15 protein-coding genes are annotated in these 17,671 nt (G+C 69.9%); 10 read left to right on the top strand and 5 right to left on the bottom strand.

The features are described 5' to 3' along the window. Nucleotides 1–427 precede the first annotated feature (427 nt). The 6 genes from ACFY16_RS15630 (at nt 428) to ACFY16_RS15605 (ending at nt 7,650) form a co-directional block, all read left to right on the top strand. On the top strand, nt 428–2,551 hold the full coding sequence (locus ACFY16_RS15630) for a type IIA DNA topoisomerase subunit B (RefSeq protein WP_390647647.1): 2,124 nt from the start codon (nt 428–430) through the stop codon (nt 2,549–2,551). Between the two features lie 527 nt (nt 2,552–3,078). Beyond that, on the top strand, nt 3,079–3,603 hold the full coding sequence (locus tag ACFY16_RS15625; protein WP_390647646.1) for a DUF1453 domain-containing protein: 525 nt from the start codon (nt 3,079–3,081) through the stop codon (nt 3,601–3,603). Beyond that, entirely contained in the window at nt 3,600–4,751 is a 1,152-nt protein-coding gene (locus ACFY16_RS15620; RefSeq protein WP_390647645.1) for a sensor histidine kinase, read from the top strand. The genes ACFY16_RS15625 and ACFY16_RS15620 overlap by 4 nt, the downstream gene beginning before the upstream one ends. Then, nucleotides 4,748–5,431 carry a response regulator gene (locus tag ACFY16_RS15615; protein ID WP_390647644.1) on the top strand — a complete coding sequence of 228 codons (684 nt, stop codon included), beginning with the start codon at nt 4,748–4,750 and terminating at the stop codon, nt 5,429–5,431. The genes ACFY16_RS15620 and ACFY16_RS15615 overlap by 4 nt, the downstream gene beginning before the upstream one ends. A 69-nt stretch (nt 5,432–5,500) precedes the next feature. Continuing rightward, complete coding sequence (locus ACFY16_RS15610) at nt 5,501–6,061, top strand: DUF485 domain-containing protein (RefSeq protein WP_390647643.1); 561 nt, start codon at nt 5,501–5,503, stop codon at nt 6,059–6,061. After that, complete coding sequence (locus ACFY16_RS15605; RefSeq protein ID WP_390647642.1) at nt 6,058–7,650, top strand: cation acetate symporter; 1,593 nt, start codon at nt 6,058–6,060, stop codon at nt 7,648–7,650. Before ACFY16_RS15610 ends, ACFY16_RS15605 begins: the two co-directional genes overlap by 4 nt. Before the next feature lie 108 nt (nt 7,651–7,758). Here ACFY16_RS15605 and ACFY16_RS15600 read toward each other — a convergent pair whose 3' ends face one another. Further along, nucleotides 7,759–8,451: a response regulator gene (locus ACFY16_RS15600; RefSeq protein ID WP_390647641.1), complete on the bottom strand. Its 693-nt coding sequence runs from the start codon at nt 8,449–8,451 to the stop codon at nt 7,759–7,761. Nucleotides 8,452–8,612: 161 nt separating this feature from the next. Between ACFY16_RS15600 and ACFY16_RS15595 the strand changes: the two genes are divergently transcribed. From ACFY16_RS15595 to ACFY16_RS15585, 3 genes are all read left to right on the top strand, one after another. Continuing rightward, nucleotides 8,613–9,428 carry an ABC transporter ATP-binding protein gene (locus ACFY16_RS15595; RefSeq protein WP_390647640.1) on the top strand — a complete coding sequence of 272 codons (816 nt, stop codon included), beginning with the start codon at nt 8,613–8,615 and terminating at the stop codon, nt 9,426–9,428. Beyond that, nucleotides 9,418–10,296, top strand: coding sequence for an ABC transporter permease (locus ACFY16_RS15590; protein ID WP_390647639.1), 879 nt, complete (start codon nt 9,418–9,420; stop codon nt 10,294–10,296). The genes ACFY16_RS15595 and ACFY16_RS15590 overlap by 11 nt, the downstream gene beginning before the upstream one ends. A 73-nt stretch (nt 10,297–10,369) precedes the next feature. Continuing rightward, on the top strand, nt 10,370–11,431 hold the full coding sequence (locus ACFY16_RS15585; protein ID WP_390647638.1) for an ABC transporter substrate-binding protein: 1,062 nt from the start codon (nt 10,370–10,372) through the stop codon (nt 11,429–11,431). 55 nt (nt 11,432–11,486) lie between these two features. Here ACFY16_RS15585 and ACFY16_RS15580 read toward each other — a convergent pair whose 3' ends face one another. From ACFY16_RS15580 to ACFY16_RS15565, 4 genes are all read right to left on the bottom strand, one after another. Then, a complete protein-coding gene (locus tag ACFY16_RS15580; RefSeq protein WP_390647637.1) occupies nt 11,487–12,167 on the bottom strand; it encodes a response regulator in 681 nt (226 codons plus the stop codon). Further along, a complete protein-coding gene (locus ACFY16_RS15575; RefSeq protein WP_390647636.1) occupies nt 12,164–13,834 on the bottom strand; it encodes an ATP-binding protein in 1,671 nt (556 codons plus the stop codon). The genes ACFY16_RS15580 and ACFY16_RS15575 overlap by 4 nt, the downstream gene beginning before the upstream one ends. Before the next feature lie 269 nt (nt 13,835–14,103). Beyond that, nucleotides 14,104–15,042, bottom strand: a complete 939-nt coding sequence (locus ACFY16_RS15570; RefSeq protein WP_390647635.1) for a sucrase ferredoxin — start codon at nt 15,040–15,042, stop codon at nt 14,104–14,106. A 78-nt stretch (nt 15,043–15,120) separates the two neighbouring features. Next, nucleotides 15,121–16,377 (bottom strand): citrate synthase family protein, encoded by a 1,257-nt coding sequence (locus ACFY16_RS15565; protein WP_390647634.1) that lies wholly within the window; start codon nt 16,375–16,377, stop codon nt 15,121–15,123. Between the two features lie 98 nt (nt 16,378–16,475). On the opposite strand from ACFY16_RS15565, the gene ACFY16_RS15560 reads away from it, so the two are divergent. Then, entirely contained in the window at nt 16,476–17,642 is a 1,167-nt protein-coding gene (locus tag ACFY16_RS15560) for a citrate synthase (RefSeq protein WP_390647633.1), read from the top strand. The last annotated feature ends 29 nt before the right edge of the window (nt 17,643–17,671 follow it).

The raw sequence follows: 17,671 nt of genomic DNA, 5'->3' as shown, positions 1-17,671 counted from the left end.
AGCTCGACGAGCTGTCGTACCAGGGTCAACATCCAACCAGCCCCAAAACGTTCCCGCTCGTGGCTTTTCCTCGAAAAAATCTTCCGAGGCGGCAGGTTGCTGCCGGTTTGGCGGCGAATGTGCCGTATTGCGTGTCTGTCGGCTTACGGTTTCGCACGGTCGGTCATGGTCGGTCCTCCCGGCTGGGTTGCCGGTTTGTTCATGAGGACGTGCCCGGAGCCTAAATGGTTCATGCCTCGAAGGGAACGTGATATGTACTTCACTCCAAACGAGGGATCGAACACACATACGACTCTGGACTAGTCTGAGTTCAGAGGAGGGTGGCGTTACAACGGCTCTACCAGGCCTCGGTACCCTCTTGGCGGCGACCCAAGCCGCGCCCTTACCCAGAAGGGCCCACCTTGAAATTCAGCGAGGAGCGAACCGCGTGACCGCCGAAACGTCCGTGCCGTCCACAGCGCTGCTGGCAGGAGCAGACCGGGACGGTTCCAACTACACCGCGCGGCATCTGCTCGTCCTCGAGGGGCTCGAGGCCGTACGCAAGCGCCCGGGTATGTATATCGGTTCGACAGACAGTCGCGGCCTGATGCACTGTCTGTGGGAGATCATCGACAACGCCGTGGACGAGGCCCTCGGTGGCCACTGCGACCACATCGACGTGATCCTGCACGATGACGGCTCGGTGGAGGTGCGGGACAACGGCCGAGGCATCCCGGTCGACGTCGAGCCCAAGACCGGCCTGTCCGGCGTCGAGGTCGTCATGACCAAGCTGCACGCCGGTGGCAAGTTCGGTGGCGGCTCGTACGCGGCCTCCGGCGGTCTGCACGGCGTCGGCGCCTCCGTGGTGAACGCCCTGTCGGCCCGGCTGGACGTCGAGGTGGACCGTGGCGGCCATACCCACGCGATCAGCTTCCGGCGCGGTGTTCCCGGTGCGTTCGCCACCGATGGCCCGGACGCCAAGTTCGACGCCACCGCCGGCCTGCGCAAGGCCAAGAGGATTCCGAAGACACGTACCGGCACGCGCGTGCGGTACTGGGCCGACCGGCAGATCTTCCTCAAGGACGCCAAGCTTTCCTTGGAGAACCTCCACCAGCGCGCCCGCCAGACAGCCTTCCTGGTGCCTGGCCTGACCATCGTCGTCCGCGACGAGTACGGCCTGGGCGAGGGCGGCAGCAAGGGCGAGGAGTCCTTCCGCTTCGATGGCGGCATCAGCGAGTTCTGCGAGTACCTGGCCACCGACAAGGCCGTCTGCGACGTCCTCCGCTTCACTGGGCAGGGCACCTTCAAGGAGACGGTCCCGGTCCTGGACGACCACGGTCAGATGACCCCGACCGAGGTCACCCGGGAGCTCGGCGTCGATGTCGCGCTGCGCTGGGGAACCGGCTACGACACGACTCTCAGGTCGTTCGTCAACATCATCGCCACCCCCAAGGGCGGTACCCACGTCGCCGGCTTCGAGCAGGCCGTCACCAAAACGATGAACGAAGTCCTGCGCGCAAAGAAACTGCTGCGTGTCGCCGAGGACGACGTCGTCAAGGACGACGCCCTGGAAGGCCTGACCGCCGTCGTCACCGTCCGCCTCGCCGAGCCGCAGTTCGAAGGCCAGACCAAGGAGGTCCTCGGCACGTCGGCGGCCCGCCGCATCGTGAACACGGTGATCTCCAAGGAGCTCAAGGCCTTCCTGACCTCCGCGAAGCGCGACGCCGCGGCCCAGGCCCGCGTGGTCCTGGAGAAGGCCGTCGCCGCCGCCCGTACGCGCATCGCGGCACGCCAGCACAAGGACGCGCAGCGCCGCAAGACGGCCCTGGAATCTTCCTCGCTGCCCGCCAAGCTCGCCGACTGCCGCAGCGACGACGTCGACCGCAGTGAGCTGTTCATCGTCGAGGGGGACTCCGCGCTCGGCACCGCCAAGCTCGCCCGGAACTCCGAGTTCCAGGCGCTCCTGCCGATCCGCGGCAAGATTCTCAATGTTCAGAAGTCGTCCGTGACGGACATGCTCAAGAACGCCGAGTGCGGCGCGATCATCCAGGTCATAGGAGCGGGGTCCGGTCGGACCTTCGACATCGAGGCGGCCCGCTACGGCAAGATCATCATGATGACCGACGCCGACGTGGACGGCTCCCACATCCGCACCCTGCTGCTGACCCTGTTCCACCGCTACATGCGTCCCATGGTCGAGGCGGGCCGGGTGTTCGCCGCGGTGCCGCCGCTGCACCGGATCGAGCTGACCCAGCCGAAGAAGGGTCAGGACAAGTACATCTACACGTACTCGGACCGTGAGCTGCGCGACAAGCTCATGGAGCTCCAGAGCAAGGGCACCCGGTACAAGGACTCCATCCAGCGCTACAAGGGTCTGGGCGAGATGGACGCCGACCAGCTGGCCGAGACGACCATGGACCCGCGCCACCGCACCCTGCGCCGCATCAACCTCTCCGACCTGGAGGCCGCGGAGCAGGTCTTCGACCTGTTGATGGGCAACGACGTGGCGCCCCGCAAGGAGTTCATCTCGAGCTCGGCGGCGACACTGGACCGCTCGCGTATCGACGCGTAGCCGCTGCGCTCGGCTTGGGCCACGGGGCGTCTTGGCCGGGGTCCGCCTCGGGTCGGGTGTCGGTTGGGGGCGGGGGTGCTCGGCTCGGGCGGGGTGTCGCGTCAGGAAGGTTCAGGGGATCCCGGGCGGCCTGTCCGGCCTGTCCGGCCCGGGCGGTCATGATCGGCTCCGGACGGGTCGTGGGTCCTGCCAGGGCCCGACGACTGGCTCGGGACCGGACGGCTGCCCCGGGCGGCCCCCTGTCCGGGGGAGGTCGGCTCGGCTCGGCCACGATGGTCCGGTTGGCCATGATGATCGGCTCGGGGCCGGATACCCGCTGCGCCCTGACAGCGGCACTGCGACCAGCGGAGCAGCCCGGCACCGAGTGCCGTGGGAAGGTCTCCACCTATGGGTGGAGTGCGCGGGCCGTCGTGGATCCACCCATGATCCACCTCGGCTCCGATCTGCCGTCCTGCGCGTTTCCGTAGCGTCGAAGGCGTCGGCAGCACCCGCTGTCGACGTCTCCTCTCCCGCTCGCGGAGGCTGTGATGCCCGGGCTCGTCAACGCGTTGGTGATCGCGGCCGTGGTTGCTCTGGTGGTCGTGCGACAGTTCCGCGCACGTCAGGTCGACGCTGACCGGCGCTGGTGGCTGGTGCCCGTGATCCTGGCCGTGGTGTCCCTGCGGGAGCCGGGCATGCTCGACGCCGATCACCACTCCGAGTCGGCCCTGCTGCTGGGCGTCGAACTCCTCATAGGCCTGGCCACTGGGGCCGGTTGGGCCTGGACCACTCGCATATGGGTGGAGCCGGACGGCGCCGTGTGGAGCAAGAGCACCAAGGCCAGTGCGGCCGTCTGGATCGTTGGCATCGGCCTGCGTGTGGGTCTCCTTGCGCTCGGCGCGCTCTTGGGCGTGCACCAGAGCAGCCAGGCCCTGCTGCTCGGCCTCGCGGCCACCCTGTTGGTCCGCGCCGGCATCCTGGTCCGGCGGGCGCAGACCATCGCCTCCGCGGACGCCCGAGCCGCGGCGTACGGTGACGCTATGCCTCTGCCCACGCGGAAGGAGCGGGTGTGACGGAGAACGCCTGGACCCGCTGGCCCTCGCGGGAGGCACTCGCGCGCCCGGGGACCTCGCGGAGCCGGCGATTGCTCGGCTGGGCCGTCAGGCTGTTGGTTCTCGGCATGCTGCTGTGGGGCGCATCCAGTAACAGCCGAGTGCAGGGCTGGGGTGTGGTCGCGGCCGCGGCAGTCGTCCTTCTGGCTGCGGCCGCCGGCTGGGCTCTGTTCCGGACCACGCTCGCGCACCGGCTCTGGCCGTCCATCGCGCTGATCACCGTACTCTTCGCCGTCGCGCTCGCTGGTCAAACGGTCGACTTCAGGGTGCCCGCCCTGGTGATCTGGTGCGGTTGTGCCGTCACCGCACTGGAGCGGCTTCCGCCGGCGGCCGCGCTGCCGGTGACTTCGGTGGCCCTCGGCGCATACGCCGTGGTCAACGACGACGGACGGCTGACCACCGCTGGGACCACCGTCGGGCTCGCCCTCGCCGGTTATGTGCTGCGCCTGGACGCCGAGGCCCGTGGCAGCGCCCAGCGGCTGCTCGCCCAGGAGCGGGCGGCGCGGGCGGCCGAGGCGGATGCCGCGGCGCTCGCGGAGCGGGCTCGCATCGCGCGGGAGATCCACGACGTGCTGGCCCACAGCCTCTCGGCTCAGCTCGTGCACCTGGAGGCGGCCAGGCTGCTGATCGAGCGGGGGGCCGACCGTGATCGGATCCTCGAGCGGGTCGTGGCCGCACGCGGAATGGCCCGCGACGGGCTCGCCGAGACCCGGCAGGCACTGTCCGCGCTGCGCGGCGAGCTGACGCCCCTGGAGGACTACCTGGCAGAGCTGCTCCGTGCGGTCGACGGAGCCGAGGTCACCATCACGGGTGAACGAAGACCGTTGCCGGCCGAGGCGTCCCAGGCCGTGCGCCGGGTCGCCCAGGAAGCCCTCACGAACGTCCGCAAGCACGCCCCGGGCGCCAAGCTCCAGGTCCGGCTCGACTACAGCGCGCACGAAGTAACCCTGGACGTACGGGACTCGGGCGGTTCGCCGGGCGAACTCTCAGGGTCGGGAGCCGGGTACGGTCTGCTGGGCATGCGGGAGCGCGCCGAGTTGCTGGGCGGCTCGCTCCGGGCGGGGCCGGACGAGGAGGGATTCGTGGTGACGCTGAAGGTGCCGACATGACGGAGGAAGCAGCGACGAAGCCCGCGCGGGTCGTGGTCGCGGACGATCAGACCGTCGTCCGGGAGGGCATCGTGATGCTGCTGGGGCTGCTGCCCGGGATCGAGGTCGTCGGTGCCGCGGGGGACGGGGACGAGGCGGTGAAGCTGGTGGCCGAACTCGCCCCGGACGTGGTGCTGATGGACCTGCGCATGCCGCGCTGCGACGGGGTGGAGGCGACCCGGCGCATCCGGTCGGAGCATCCCGGGACACAGGTGGTGGTCCTCACGACCTATGCGGACGACGACTCGCTGTTTCCGGCGCTGAGGGCAGGAGCGCGTGGTTACCTCACCAAGGACGCCGGAGGCGACGAGATCGTGCGGGCCGTGCACAGCGTGCTGTCCGGGGAGGCTGGGCTGGCGCCAAGCATCCAACGGCGGCTGTTGGAGCGATTGTCGGACCCCGAGCCGGTTGCGGCGGCGCCCGCCGAGGCTCCCGACGGGCTCACCGCGCGGGAGATCGAGGTGCTGGCACTGATCGCCGAGGGCCTGAGCAACCAGGAGATCGCCCGCAGACTGCATGTCTCCACCGCGACCGTGAAGACCCACATCAACAACCTGTTCGCCAAGACGGGGCTCAAGGACCGTGCACAGGCGGTGCGTTACGCGTATGCGAAGGGAGTGGTTCGGCCACCAGCGGGGTGAGTCACCTGATGGGGTGAAGAGGAAGGGGAAGAAGAGTCAGAGATCTTCCCGTTCTGTCCATGCTTGGGCATGCAGTCAAGCAACGGCCGCCCACGCGGAGACGAGGGCGGCCCCGAGAGTCCGGACGAGAACGGCGAGCGGCTTGCTCCGGTCCCTGCGGGAGCACCAGTAGCCCCGCCTTACGACGACCCCTGGTACGACGCACTCGCCTCGGGCTGGGGTGAGGCGGACGCCGCGCACGCTCCAGTGGCCCCCGTTCCACAGGCGCGCGGCGTGCGGGAGGACAGGGTGGTGGCTGCGGGCGACATCTACCTCGAGGTGCAGCGAAGCGCTGCCTTCCAGGAGGTGCGCAGTCGGTACCGGAGGTTCGTGGTGCCGGCGGTCGCCGTCTTCTTCAGTTGGTACGTGGGGTACGTAGTGACCGCGACGACCGCTCCCGGCTTCATGGCGCGGCCCGTGGCGGGGGCCGTGAACGTGGCGATGCTCGCCGGGCTCGGCCAGTTCCTCACCACGTTCCTGCTCACCTGGGCCTACGCCCGCCATGCGCGGCTGCGCAGGGACCGGGCCGCGCTCGAACTGCGTTGGGACACCCAGGAACTGACACGTGGAGTCAGAGGCGGTGTGTCGTGACGGCCAATCACCAGACCCTGGCACTACTGCTGTTCAGCGGGTTCATCGCCGTCACACTCGGGATCACGACTTGGGTGAGCCGTCACCGGCACGGTTCGGCGGAGGAGTTCTACGCGGGCGGTCGGCTCTTCTCACCCATGGAGAATGGCTTCGCCATCGCGGGTGACTACATGTCGGCCGCTTCCTTCCTCGGCATCTCCGGCCTCATCGCGCTGTTCGGCTACGACGGGCTGCTCTACTCGGTGGGCTTCCTCGTCGCCTGGCTGGTCGTGCTGTTCCTGGTCGCTGAACTGGTACGTAACTGCGGCCGGTTCACGCTCGCCGACGTGGTCGCGGCGCGGATGAGGGAGCGGCCGGTGCGGATCGCCGTGGGAACTTCCTCGGTCACGGTGTCCGTTCTCTATCTGGTGGCGCAGATGGTGGGCGCGGGCAGCCTGGTCGCACTGCTCTTCGGACGGACGGATGAGGCAGCACAGGCCTGGACCGTCATCGGCGTCGGCGCGCTCATGGTGATCTATGTGTCGTTGGGAGGGATGCGGGCCACCACTTGGATCCAGATCGTCAAGGCGGTCCTGTTGCTCGGGGGCACCGTCGTGCTGACCGTCCTCGTCCTGGTGCGTTTCCACGGGGACTTCGACCGACTGCTGCTCACGGCGGCGGAGCGCAGTGGCCACGGGGACGCGTTCCTGGCGCCCGGACTGAAGTACGGCGGGGACTGGACCGCGCGTTTCGACTTCATGAGCCTGGGGCTGGCACTCGTGCTCGGTACGGCCGGGCTGCCGCACATCCTGTCCCGCTTCTACACCGTGCCCACCGCACGGGCCGCACGGCGTTCGGTCGTGTGGTCGATCGGGCTCATCGGCGGCTTCTATCTGATGACGATCGTCCTCGGGTTCGGGGCGGCCGCGATCGTGGGACCGGATGCCGTGCGGGCGTCGAACCCGGCCGGGAACACGGCGGTCCCCCTGCTGGCCCTCGACCTGGGCGGTGGCGGGGACTCGACGGGAGGAACGGTCTTCTTTGCGATCGTTGCCGCCATCGCCTTCGCCACGATCCTTGCGGTGGTCGCCGGAATCACGCTCGCGTCCTCGGCGTCGGTGGCACACGACCTGTACGCGTCGCTGCGGCGCCGACGAGCGGAGCCGTACAGTGAGGTGGCTGTGGCGCGGGCCGCCGCGGTCGGCATCGGTGTGGTCGCGATCGCCCTGGGCCTGTTGGCCCGTGACCTCAACGTTGCGTTCCTCGTGGGACTCGCCTTCGCCGTCGCCGCGTCCGCAAATCTGCCGGTGCTGCTCTACTCGCTGTTCTGGGGCGGTTTCACCACGCGCGGCGCCGTGTGGGCCGTTTACGGCGGGCTGATCCCGGCGCTGGTGCTCGTTGTGCTGTCGCCGGTGGTGTCGGGCGGTCCGGAATCGCTGTTTCCGGGCGTCGACTTCCAGTACTTCCCGTTGCAGAACCCTGGGCTCGTCTCGATCCCGCTGGGCTTCGTCGCGGGGTGGCTCGGCACGGTCACCTCGGCCGAACTGCCGGACGAGGCCAAGCATGCCGAGACCGAGGTGCGGTCGCTGACGGGAGCGGGGGCCGCGTAGCCCCCGCCAGGCGCGGCTCCCACACCGTCGTGCGGCCGCTTCGCCGGCGTACACGCTGTCTCTGTCGACGTACCCGCTGCCCCCCGTCGTCGTACGGCTGCCGTAGGCCTACGGCGCCACCCATGCGTAGCGGTGTTCCGGGCGACCCGTGTCGCCGTATCTGAGGGTCAGGCGGAGGCGGCCGGCCTGTTCCAGGTGGCGGAGGTAGCGCTGGGCGGTGGAGCGGCTCAGGCCCGTCTCGGCGGCGACCTCGTGGGCGGACAGGGGGTGGTTCGCGCGGTGCAGTACGGCGCAGATGAGGTCCGTCGTCGGCTCCGAGTGGCCGCTCGGCAGCCCCGGTGACGACGGCACCGGGGCCGTGCGCAGGGCACCGAAGATACGGTCGACCTGCTCCTGGCCGGCGATGCCGCGACCGCCGACGCGGTCGACGGTGCGGCGCAGGGCCGCGTAGGAGTCCAGGCGGGTGCGCAGCGCGGCGAAGGTGAACGGTTTCACCAGGTAGTGCAGGGCGCCGAGGCGCATCGCGGCCTGGACGGTCGTCAGATCGCCGGCCGCCGTGATCATGATGACGTCGGTGCCGTGCCCCTGTTCCCGCATGCGGTGGACGAGCTGGAGGCCCGTCCGATCCGGGAGGTAGTGGTCGAGCAGCACCAGGTCGATGGCGTCGCGCTCGACAGCCGCCAGGGCCTGGGCGGCGCTGTGCGCGCGGGCGGCCACCCGGAAGCCGGGAACCTTTCCCACGTACTTGGCGTTGATCTCGGCGACACGGAAGTCGTCGTCCACGACCAGGACGTCAATCATTGGCCCTCTCTTCCTCAAGGCCAGGCGAGCGTTAAGCCCGTGTTTCGGCTCCGCTTTTGTAGCGCGAGCAAAACGAGCACAACAGGCCCTTGCGAGCAAAAGAACGGCTAGCGCTCAGAAGACTGCTGCTGGGGCACGGGCCACACCTACGGTCCTCGGCCATGAGCGCAGACACCAGCCCCGCCATCGAGCTGCGGGGCGCGAGCAAGATCTTCAAGACCCCGTCGGGGGGTCTGCACACGGCCGTCAGGGAACTGGACCTCACGGTCGGGCGTGGCGAGTTCGTGGCGGTCGTCGGCCCCACGGGCTGCGGTAAGTCCACCACGCTGACCCTGGTCAGCGGCCTGGAAGAGCCCACCGAGGGCGAGGTTCTGGTCTCCGGCGAGCCGGTTCGCGGCGTGGGCGGCAAGGTCGGTTTCGTCTTTCAGCAGGACGCCACCTTCCCCTGGCGCACCGTCCTGTCCAACGTGATGGCGGGCCCGCGCTTCCGCGGCGTGCCCAAGGCGGAGGCCAAGCAGAAGGCGCGCGAATGGCTGGCCCGGGTCGGGCTCGCCGCCTTCGAGGACCGCTACCCGCACCAGCTCTCCGGCGGTCAGCGCAAGCGCGTCGCCCTCGCCGCGACCTTCGTCAACGATCCCGAGATCCTGCTGATGGACGAGCCGTTCTCGGCGCTCGATGTGCAGACCAGGGCCCTGATGTCGGACGAGCTGCTGGAACTGTGGGAGGGCACGGGTGCCTCCGTCGTCTTCGTCACCCACGACCTGGAGGAGTCCATCGCCCTGGCCGACAAAGTCGTCGTGATGACGGCCGGGCCCGCCACCGTCAAGCAGGTCTTCGACATCGACCTGCCGCGGCCGCGCAAGGTCGAGTCGGTGCGCCTCGAGCCGCGGTTCATCGAGATCTACCGCGAGATCTGGGAGTCGCTCGGCGAAGAGGTCCGCATCACCCGCGAGAGGGGTGCCACCCATGTCGCCTGAGATCATGCCCGAGGCCGCGGTGGCACTGACCGTGACCGAGCCCGGCAGCAAGACGAACCGCGCCCACTCGCGCGCGCGTGCCGCCCGCAGACGCAAGATCGTCGTAGCGGCCGCTCGCGCGCTGCTTCTGATCGCCGTCCTCGGCCTGTGGGAGGTTCTCTCCCGGACCAAGGTCATCGACCCGTTCAACTTCTCGATGCCCTCGAAGATCTGGGACCAGATCTACACCTGGGTGACCCATGGGACCGCGCTCGGATCCTTGGGCGAACAGATCTGGTACACGCTCTACGAGGCGCTGCTCGGCTGGGTCTTCGGAGTGGTCGGCGGTGTCGTGTGCGGTATCGCTCTCGGCAGGATCACCTTCCTCGCCGATGTCCTTGGTCCATACATCAAGGTGCTCAACTCCATACCGAGGATCGTCCTCGCTCCGATCTTCGTGATCTGGTTCGGACTCGGCCCCGCCTCCAAGGTCGCGTCGGCCGTCGTCCTGGTGTTCTTCCCGGTGTTCTTCAACGCCTTCCAGGGCGCCCGAGAGGTTGACCGCAACCTGGTGGCCAACGCCCGGATCCTCGGCGCGAGCGACCGCCGGGTGACCCTTCAGGTGGTCATCCCGTCCGCCACCTCGTGGATCTTCACGAGCCTCCACGTCAGCTTCGGCTTCGCCCTCATCGGCGCCATCGTCGGCGAGTACATCGGCGCGACCAAGGGCATCGGCCTGCTCGTGGCCCAGTCCCAGGGGACCTTCAACGCGGCCGGTGTGTACGCCGCGATGGTCATCCTCGCCGTCGTGGCGCTCGTCGCCGAGGGACTGCTGACCTTCGCCGAGGGCCGCATCTTCCGGTGGAAGCCGTCGGGCTCCGACGACTGAGCGACTCTTCGACGCATCCCCTCCAGCCCTTCCTCTTCCCCCGCACCGCCTTCTCACAAGGACGTGAACCGCCATGCGCAAGACCGCCAGATACGCCGCCCTGGCAGCCGTCGGCCTGCTCGCCCTCTCCTCCCTCACCGCCTGCGCCAACGACGCCGCCAGCACCGCGTCCTCCGGTTCCGGCAGCAAGGGTGACGGAAAGGGCGAGAAGGTCAAGATCATGGTCGGTGGCCTCGACAAGGTCATCTACCTGCCGGCGATGCTCACCCAGCGGCTCGGCTACTTCGACGCCGAGGGCCTCGACGTGGAGCTGCTGAGCGAGCCCGCCGGCGTGCAGGCCGAGACCGCGCTCGTCTCCGGCCAGGTCCAGGGAGCGGTCGGCTTCTACGACCACACCCTCGACCTCCAGGTGAAGGGCAAGGCCGTGGAGTCCGTCGTGCAGTTCTCGCACGCGCCCGGCGAGGTGGAGATCGTCTCCACCAAGGCCGCCGGCGACATCACCTCGCCCAAGGACTTCAAGGGCAAGAAGCTCGGTGTCACCGGCCTCGGTTCCTCGACCGACTTCCTCACCAAGTACCTCGCGGTCAAGAACGGTGTGAAGGTCAGCGAGTTCACGCCGGTCGCCGTGGGCGCGGGGCCCACTTTCATCTCGGCGCTCCAGCAGGGCGCCATCGACGGCGGTATGACGACCGACCCGACCGTCGCCACGATCCTGGACAAGAAGGCGGGCAAGATCCTCCTCGACATGCGGACGCCCGAGGGCTCGCAGGAGGCACTCGGTGGCCCGTACCCGTCGTCCAGTCTGTACATGCAGACCGACTGGGTGAACGGCCACAAGGACACTGTCCAGAAGTTGGCCAATGCATTCGTCAAGACGCTCAAGTGGATGTCCACCCACAGCGCCTCCGAGATCGCCGACAAGATGCCCGCCGACTACTCCCAGGGCAACAAGACGCTCTACGCGGAGGCCATCAAGAGCACGCTGCCGATGTTCACCGAGGACGGCGTGATGCCCACCAACGGACCCGAGACGGTTGAGAAGGTGCTCAAGGCGTTCAACCCCAACATCCAGAACGCGGACGTGGACTTGAGCAAGACGTACACGACCGAGTTCGTCGAGAAGGCGGCGGGCTGACATACGGAGAGGGGGGAGGGCACGGTTCCTTCCCCCGCCCCCACGGGTCGTGCCCTCAGGCGCGGGTCGCCCACTCGTAACGGTGTTCCGGGCGGCCCGCGTCGCCGTACTTGAGGGTCAGTCGGGCCCGGCCCGTGCGCTCCAGGAGCTTCAGGTAGCGCTGGGCGGTCTGGCGGCTCACCCCGGTCCGGTCGGCGATCTCCTGGGCCGACAGGGGGCCCTCGGCGTTCATCAGGGACTGGCGTACCAGCTCCGCGGTGGTCGGGGAGTGCCCCTTCGGCAGACCGGGCTCCGAATGCGCGGACAGTGCGCCGAAGATGCGGTCCACATCGGCCTGTTCCGCCTCGCCGCCGCCGTCGAGGGTGCGGCGCAGCTCCGCGTACGCCTCCAGCTTGGCGCGCAGGCCGGCGAAGGCGAACGGCTTGACCAGGTACTGCAGCGCGCCCTGCCGCATCGCCGCCTGCACCGTCGAGACGTCCCGTGCCGCCGTCACCATGATCACGTCGGTCTGGTGGCCACGTCGGCGCATCTCCTGGACGACCTCCAGCCCCGTCTCGTCGGGCAGGTAGTGGTCCAGCAGGACCAGGTCCAGCCGGGGCAGTGCCTCCAGCTGACGCAGCGCGTCGGCCGCGCTGTGCGCCTCGCCGGCGACGTGGAACCCCGGCACCTTCTCGACGTAGGCGGCGTTGACCCGGGCGACCCTGCTGTCGTCGTCCACGACCAGGACCTCGATCACAGCGAGTCCTCCTCGACTGCGGACTCCGCGGGCCCGGTGAGGGCGGGTTCCAGGTCCGGCCCGGCCAGCGCCTCGGGCAGGACGACGGTGAACTCCGCGCCCCCGCCGTCCGCCTCGCTCACCGTCGCCCTGCCGCCCTGCCGCTCGGCGAGCCTGCGCACCAGGGAGAGGCCGATCCCGCGCTTCCCGTGCACGGGCGGCTTCTTCGTGGACCATCCCTCGGTGAAGATCAGTTCCCGCTGCTCGGCAGGGATTCCGGGTCCCGTGTCCCGTACCCGGAGGACGGCGGTACGGCCCTCCGCGCGCAGTTCGACCTCCACGCGCGCGTGCGGTGTGCCCGCGACGGCGTCCAGCGCGTTGTCCACCAGGTTGCCGACGACCGTGACCAGCCCCCGGGGATCGATCAGCCGGTCCGGGAGCCGGGTGCGGTCCGAGACCCACAGAGCGACGCCGCGTTCGGCCGCGACGGTCGCCTTGCCGACCAGCAGGGCCGCGAGCAGCGGGTCCCTGATCTTCTCGGTGACCTGTTCCGCGGTGGCGCGGTGGTCGCCGACGACCTCTCCGACGAACTCCACGGCGTCGTCGAACATCTCCAGCTCCAGCAGTCCGAGCAGGGTGTGCATCCGGTTGGCGTGCTCGTGGTCCTGGGCACGCAGCGCGTCGATCAGGCCGCGCGTGGAGTCGAGTTCCCGGCCGAGCTGCTCCAGCTCGGTGCGGTCACGCAGGGTGGCGACGGCGCCGCCGTCGTCGGTGGGCATGCGGTTGGCGACCAGGACGCGCTGGCCACGGACGGTGAGCAGATCGGTGCCGGTCACCCGGCCGGCCAGGACGTCCGCCGTCCGCCCCGCGCCGAACGCCTCGTCGGGAGAACGGCCGACGATCTCCTCGCCGATGTCCAGGAGGCGCTGCGCCTCGTCGTTCAGGAGGCGTATGCGGCCGGTGCGGTCCAGGGCGACGACACCCTCCCGTATGCCGTGCAGCATCGCCTCGCGTTCCGCGAGCAGCCCGGAGATGTCCGAGAAGGCCAGGTCGCGGGTCTGTCGCTGGACCCGCCGGGAGATCAGCCAGGCGGCCAGCGCGCCGACGGCGAGGGCGCCACCGGCGTACGCCAAGAGCCCCGGGATCGCATGGATCAGCCGTGCCCGCACACTGTCGTACTCGATACCGACCGACACCGCGCCGACGATCTCGCCGTCGCCGTTGCGCAGGGGCACCTTGCCGCGCGCCGAGCGTCCCAGGGTGCCGCTGTCGATCTCCATGACGTCCTTGCCGGCCAGGGCCTCACTGGGGTCGGTCGACACGATGCCGCCGACCTGCTCGGGGTCCGTGTGCGACCAGCGCACGCCATCCTTGTTCATCACCACGACGTACTCGGCTCCGCTGGCCTTCCGTATCCGCTCCGCCTCCCGCTGCACCGGCCCGTCGACCGACGGAGACGTGCTCTCGAGGTCCTTGGCGATCTGTGGCTGGGCGGCTGTGGTCTGCGCGATCGCCAGCGCCCGGCGCATCGCCTGGTCGTCCAGCTGGTTGCTGAGCGGCGCGAGGAACAGCCCGGTCGCGAGTACCGCGACTCCCGCGGCGATCGCCACCTGCATCAGCAGGACCTGCGAGAACACGCGCCTGGGCATTCCCAGGCGCAGCCGGCGTGCGGGGGGAGTGGGGCTCATACCCATGACGGTACGTGGGCGCGCGGCGCTTGCGGCGGGGGAGTGGTGTGGATCTCTTGACCAGCCCTTGGGAAAGCGGGGAGGAGGGAGTGGCAGCAGGGGCCGCCATGTGGTGATCCCATGGAAAGCCGCCATCCGCTACGGCGATCTTCGGTGCGGCCACGTCCCCATGCGGCTCTCGGCGGTTCGGCCGCTTCCCGGTACGGCGCACGGCCGCCTCCCGGGTACGGCTCGCGTCGGTTCGGCCGCCGCCCGGGACGCGCGAAACGTCAGCTCACCAGCGCCGCCGCCAGCTCGCGCACCGCCACCACGTCCATGCGGGCCGGTGCGCCCAGGACCGACGTCCCGCAGCTCTCCGGGCGGGGTGGCAGAGAGGCGCCCTGGGCCACGATGACCCGCCAGTGGCGGCCGTCGACGTGCGCGACGGTCACCTCCCAGCGCGGCGCGGCACCGTCCGTCCGTACGACGCTCAGCGCGCCCGCCGCGTTTTCGCCCGCCGCCGTGCGTACGGCCAGCTCGGCCGCCTGGCCGGGCCGCTCCCAGGCGGAACTCCCACGGCACCCCTCCACGACGATCCGACCCTCCTGGACGCCGTGCAGGACCTCCTTGACGGCGTGGGCCTCGACCCGTCCGTACGCGTATCCGTGCGGCAGGACGAGCACCGTCGGCGAGAAGCGATGACCACCCAGATGGGTGACCTCCCAGATGCCCTCCACTCCGGAGCCGGCGAGTTCCGCCGCGAGGGGGCGGCCGAGCAGCGCGCAGCAGCGGTCGCGCTTGCCGTTGGTGCAGACGAGTGCGAGCGGGTCGCCGGTGTGGGGCAGGCCTTGCACCGTGGCGCCGAAGGTCCGGTGGTCACCGCTGCCGAGTGCGGCGAAGTCCAGGTCGAGCAGGCGCTCCGGGGCGGTGGTCGTGGCGCTGTGCAGCCACACGTTTCCGGGCGTGGTGTGGGCGGCGTACACCTGCCGTGCCAGAGGCGTGCCGAAGTCGGCGTGGCGGCCCGGGCGGCGGATGAGGGCGATGCGTACGCCGGTGTCCTGCGCCGCCGCTTCCAGGGCGCGGCCGAGTGCTGGATCCAGATGACTCGAAGTGAGCGCCTTGGCACCCCACGGACCCGGCTGTTCCAGCAGGAGCCAGGTCCTCGCAGTGGCCGCGGTTCCGGAAATGGGCTCGTCGAGGTCCCGCGAGACGGTCGCGCACGTACTCACAGAGGTGAGCCTAACCTGACTTGGCGCGGGGCGACTTCCGGCCGCGCCTGTGTCCTGCTCCGGCCGTTGCCGTGTGCTCTACTCCGGGAGGGGTTGGGGCGGCCTCGGCCCCACGTAGTTGCCGCTCGGGCGCATACGCAGCGGACGTTCCCCGTACTCCTCCAGGGCGTGGGCGATCCAGCCCGCCGTACGGGCGACGGCGAAGATCGTCTCGCCCGCGGAGGCGGGCATGCCGGAGGACGCGGTGAGCACGGCGAGGGCCAGGTCCACGTTGGCGTGCAGCGAAGTGTGGCGGGCGGTGGTCGCCACGATGTCGTGGGCCGCCGCGAGGGCGGGTGCGGCCTGGGGCATCTCCTCCAGGAGGGTGAACAGGGCACGCGCGCGTGGGTCCTCACCGGGGTAGAGCCGGTGGCCGAGTCCGGGGATACGACGGCCGGCCCGCAGCTCTTCCGCGATCACGGGGGCCGCGTTGCCGTGGTCGAGCACCTCCAGCAGCAGCCGGTGGGCGAGCCCGCTGGCCGCGCCGTGCAGAGGGCCCTCGAGCACGCCGAGCCCGGCGGAGACGGCCGCGTAGGGGTGCGCGCGGGCCGACGCCGCGACGCGCACCGCGAGCGTGGAGGCCGCCAGGTCGTGGTCGACGAGCAGGCCGAGTGCCGTGTCCAGGACCCGCAGTGACGCCTCGTCGGCGTCCCGTCCGGTGAGCCGCGCCCAGAGCCGGTGCGCCAACGGGCCCGTGTCACGGTGGCTGCGCCGAACCGGCGGCAGCGCCGCGACGAGGGTGGGGATGAGGGTGCGCGCGGTGCCGAGCACGGCGTCCTCGGACAGGTCGAAGCGCAGGGGGTCGGCCGCCGCCGCGGCGATCGCGGCCACCCGCAACCGGTCGGTGGGCCCGGTGTGTTCGGGCAGGGCGTCGACCGAGCGGCGGGCGACGGTGACGGAGGCCTCGGGGGCTGTGAACGTGATGCCTGGGCGCAGTCGCCCCGTCCACAGCCACTCGGCGATCTCTTCGTAGGAGTGGCGCGCGGCCAGTTCGGTGGCGTCGACGCCCCGGAAGTAATACCGGTCCTTGTCGATGAGTGTGATGCGGGTGCGTACGGACATCTCCGAGCCGGCGGCCGAACTTCCGCTGCCCTCACGCCTGTTGCGCCGGGCGACGGCCTCGACCTCCTTGGCGTCGAAGGTGCTTCCCCGGCCGCCGGGCACACGTTGGCTGCTGAGCTGACCGCGGCTCACGTAGGCGTACACGGTCTCGGGCTTCACGCCGAGCAGCTCGGCGGCCTCCTTGGTGCTCAGCCGCCGCCCCGGGTGACCGGGGTCGGGTTCTTGATCGCGCATGGAGCTCACCGTAGCCGCCCTTTCATACATTGATTCAATCAATATTGACAGAAGAATAGTCAACCATGGACAGTCGAATCAATTCGAGGGAGGAAAACATGTCCGTCAACAGGTCCGCTGCCACTCTTGTCGACGTACCGCGGGGGCTCGCGGGGGTCGTTGTCACCGACACCGAAATCGGTGATGTCCGGGGGCTCGAGGGCTTCTACCACTACCGCCAGTACTCGGCCGTCGAGCTCGCGCAGACCCGCACGTTCGAGGACGTCTGGCACCTCCTGGTCCACGGTGAACTGCCGGACGCCGAACGAGGCGCCGCGTTCACGGCCCGGACCGCGGCGCTGCGCCGGCTGCCCGACGACGTGCGCGGGGCGCTGCCCGCCGTCGCGGCGGCCGGCGGACACTCCGGCCCACTCGCCGGCATGCGTACGGCCCTGTCCCTGCTGGGTGCGGCCAAGGGATTCCGTCCGGTGTACGACATCGACGCCGCTCGGCGTCGCGAGGACACCGTCGTGGCCGCCGCGGCCGTACCGACCCTGCTCACCGCACTGCACCGGCTGCGGCAGGGGCTCGACCCGGTGGAGCCCCGAGAGGACCTGTCGTACGCGGCGAACTACCTGTACATGTTGACCGGGGTGGAACCGGATCGGCAGCGGGCTCGCGCCGTCGAGCAATACTTGATCTCAACCATTGATCACGGCTTCAACGCGTCAACCTTCGCCGCGCGGGTCATCGCGTCGACCGGGGCGGACGTCGCGGCCTGTCTCGTCGGTGCGGTGGGTGCGCTGTCGGGGCCGTTGCACGGCGGTGCGCCCAGCCGTGCGCTGGACACCTTGGACGCGATCGGAACCCCCGACCGGATCGACCCCTGGATCCGGGAGCGCGTCCTCGCCGGCGAGCGCATCATGGGCTTCGGCCACGCCATCTACCGCACCGAGGACCCCCGCTCCCGGATGCTCCGCGAGATCGCCCAGCGCTTCGGCGGCCCTCGCGTCGAGTTCGCCGTAGAGGTCGAACGCCACGTCGAGGCGATCCTCGCCGAGCTGAAGCCGGGCCGCGAACTCCACACGAACGTCGAGTTCTACGCGGGCGTGGTCATGGAACTCTGCGGCCTGCCGCGCGAGATGTTCACCCCCACCTTCGCGGCGGCACGCGCGGTGGGCTGGAGCGCCAACATCCTGGAGCAGGCGGAGGACTCGAAGATCATTCGGCCGGTGGCGCGGTATGTGGGGCCGGGGGCGCCGGTGGCGGTGCCCTTGATGGGCTGAGGGCCCCGGAAACACGTGCGGCCTGGCGC

It is taken from the genome of Streptomyces sp. NPDC001315, from assembly GCF_042896175.1.
GTDB lineage: Bacteria > Actinomycetota > Actinomycetes > Streptomycetales > Streptomycetaceae > Streptomyces.
Note: the sequence above shows the minus strand (reverse complement) of the source record. Positions and strands in the feature narration are given on the sequence as shown.

Coding starts and splice junctions, on each gene's coding strand:
- ACFY16_RS15625 (WP_390647646.1), top strand. CDS start 3,079: ATGCCCGGGCTCGTCAACGCGTTGGTGATCGCGGCCGTGGTTGCTCTG.
- ACFY16_RS15615 (WP_390647644.1), top strand. CDS start 4,748: ATGACGGAGGAAGCAGCGACGAAGCCCGCGCGGGTCGTGGTCGCGGAC.
- ACFY16_RS15610 (WP_390647643.1), top strand. CDS start 5,501: ATGCAGTCAAGCAACGGCCGCCCACGCGGAGACGAGGGCGGCCCCGAG.
- ACFY16_RS15600 (WP_390647641.1), bottom strand. CDS start 8,451: ATGATTGACGTCCTGGTCGTGGACGACGACTTCCGTGTCGCCGAGATC.
- ACFY16_RS15595 (WP_390647640.1), top strand. CDS start 8,613: ATGAGCGCAGACACCAGCCCCGCCATCGAGCTGCGGGGCGCGAGCAAG.
- ACFY16_RS15590 (WP_390647639.1), top strand. CDS start 9,418: ATGTCGCCTGAGATCATGCCCGAGGCCGCGGTGGCACTGACCGTGACC.
- ACFY16_RS15585 (WP_390647638.1), top strand. CDS start 10,370: ATGCGCAAGACCGCCAGATACGCCGCCCTGGCAGCCGTCGGCCTGCTC.
- ACFY16_RS15575 (WP_390647636.1), bottom strand. CDS start 13,834: ATGAGCCCCACTCCCCCCGCACGCCGGCTGCGCCTGGGAATGCCCAGG.
- ACFY16_RS15565 (WP_390647634.1), bottom strand. CDS start 16,377: ATGCGCGATCAAGAACCCGACCCCGGTCACCCGGGGCGGCGGCTGAGC.
- ACFY16_RS15560 (WP_390647633.1), top strand. CDS start 16,476: ATGTCCGTCAACAGGTCCGCTGCCACTCTTGTCGACGTACCGCGGGGG.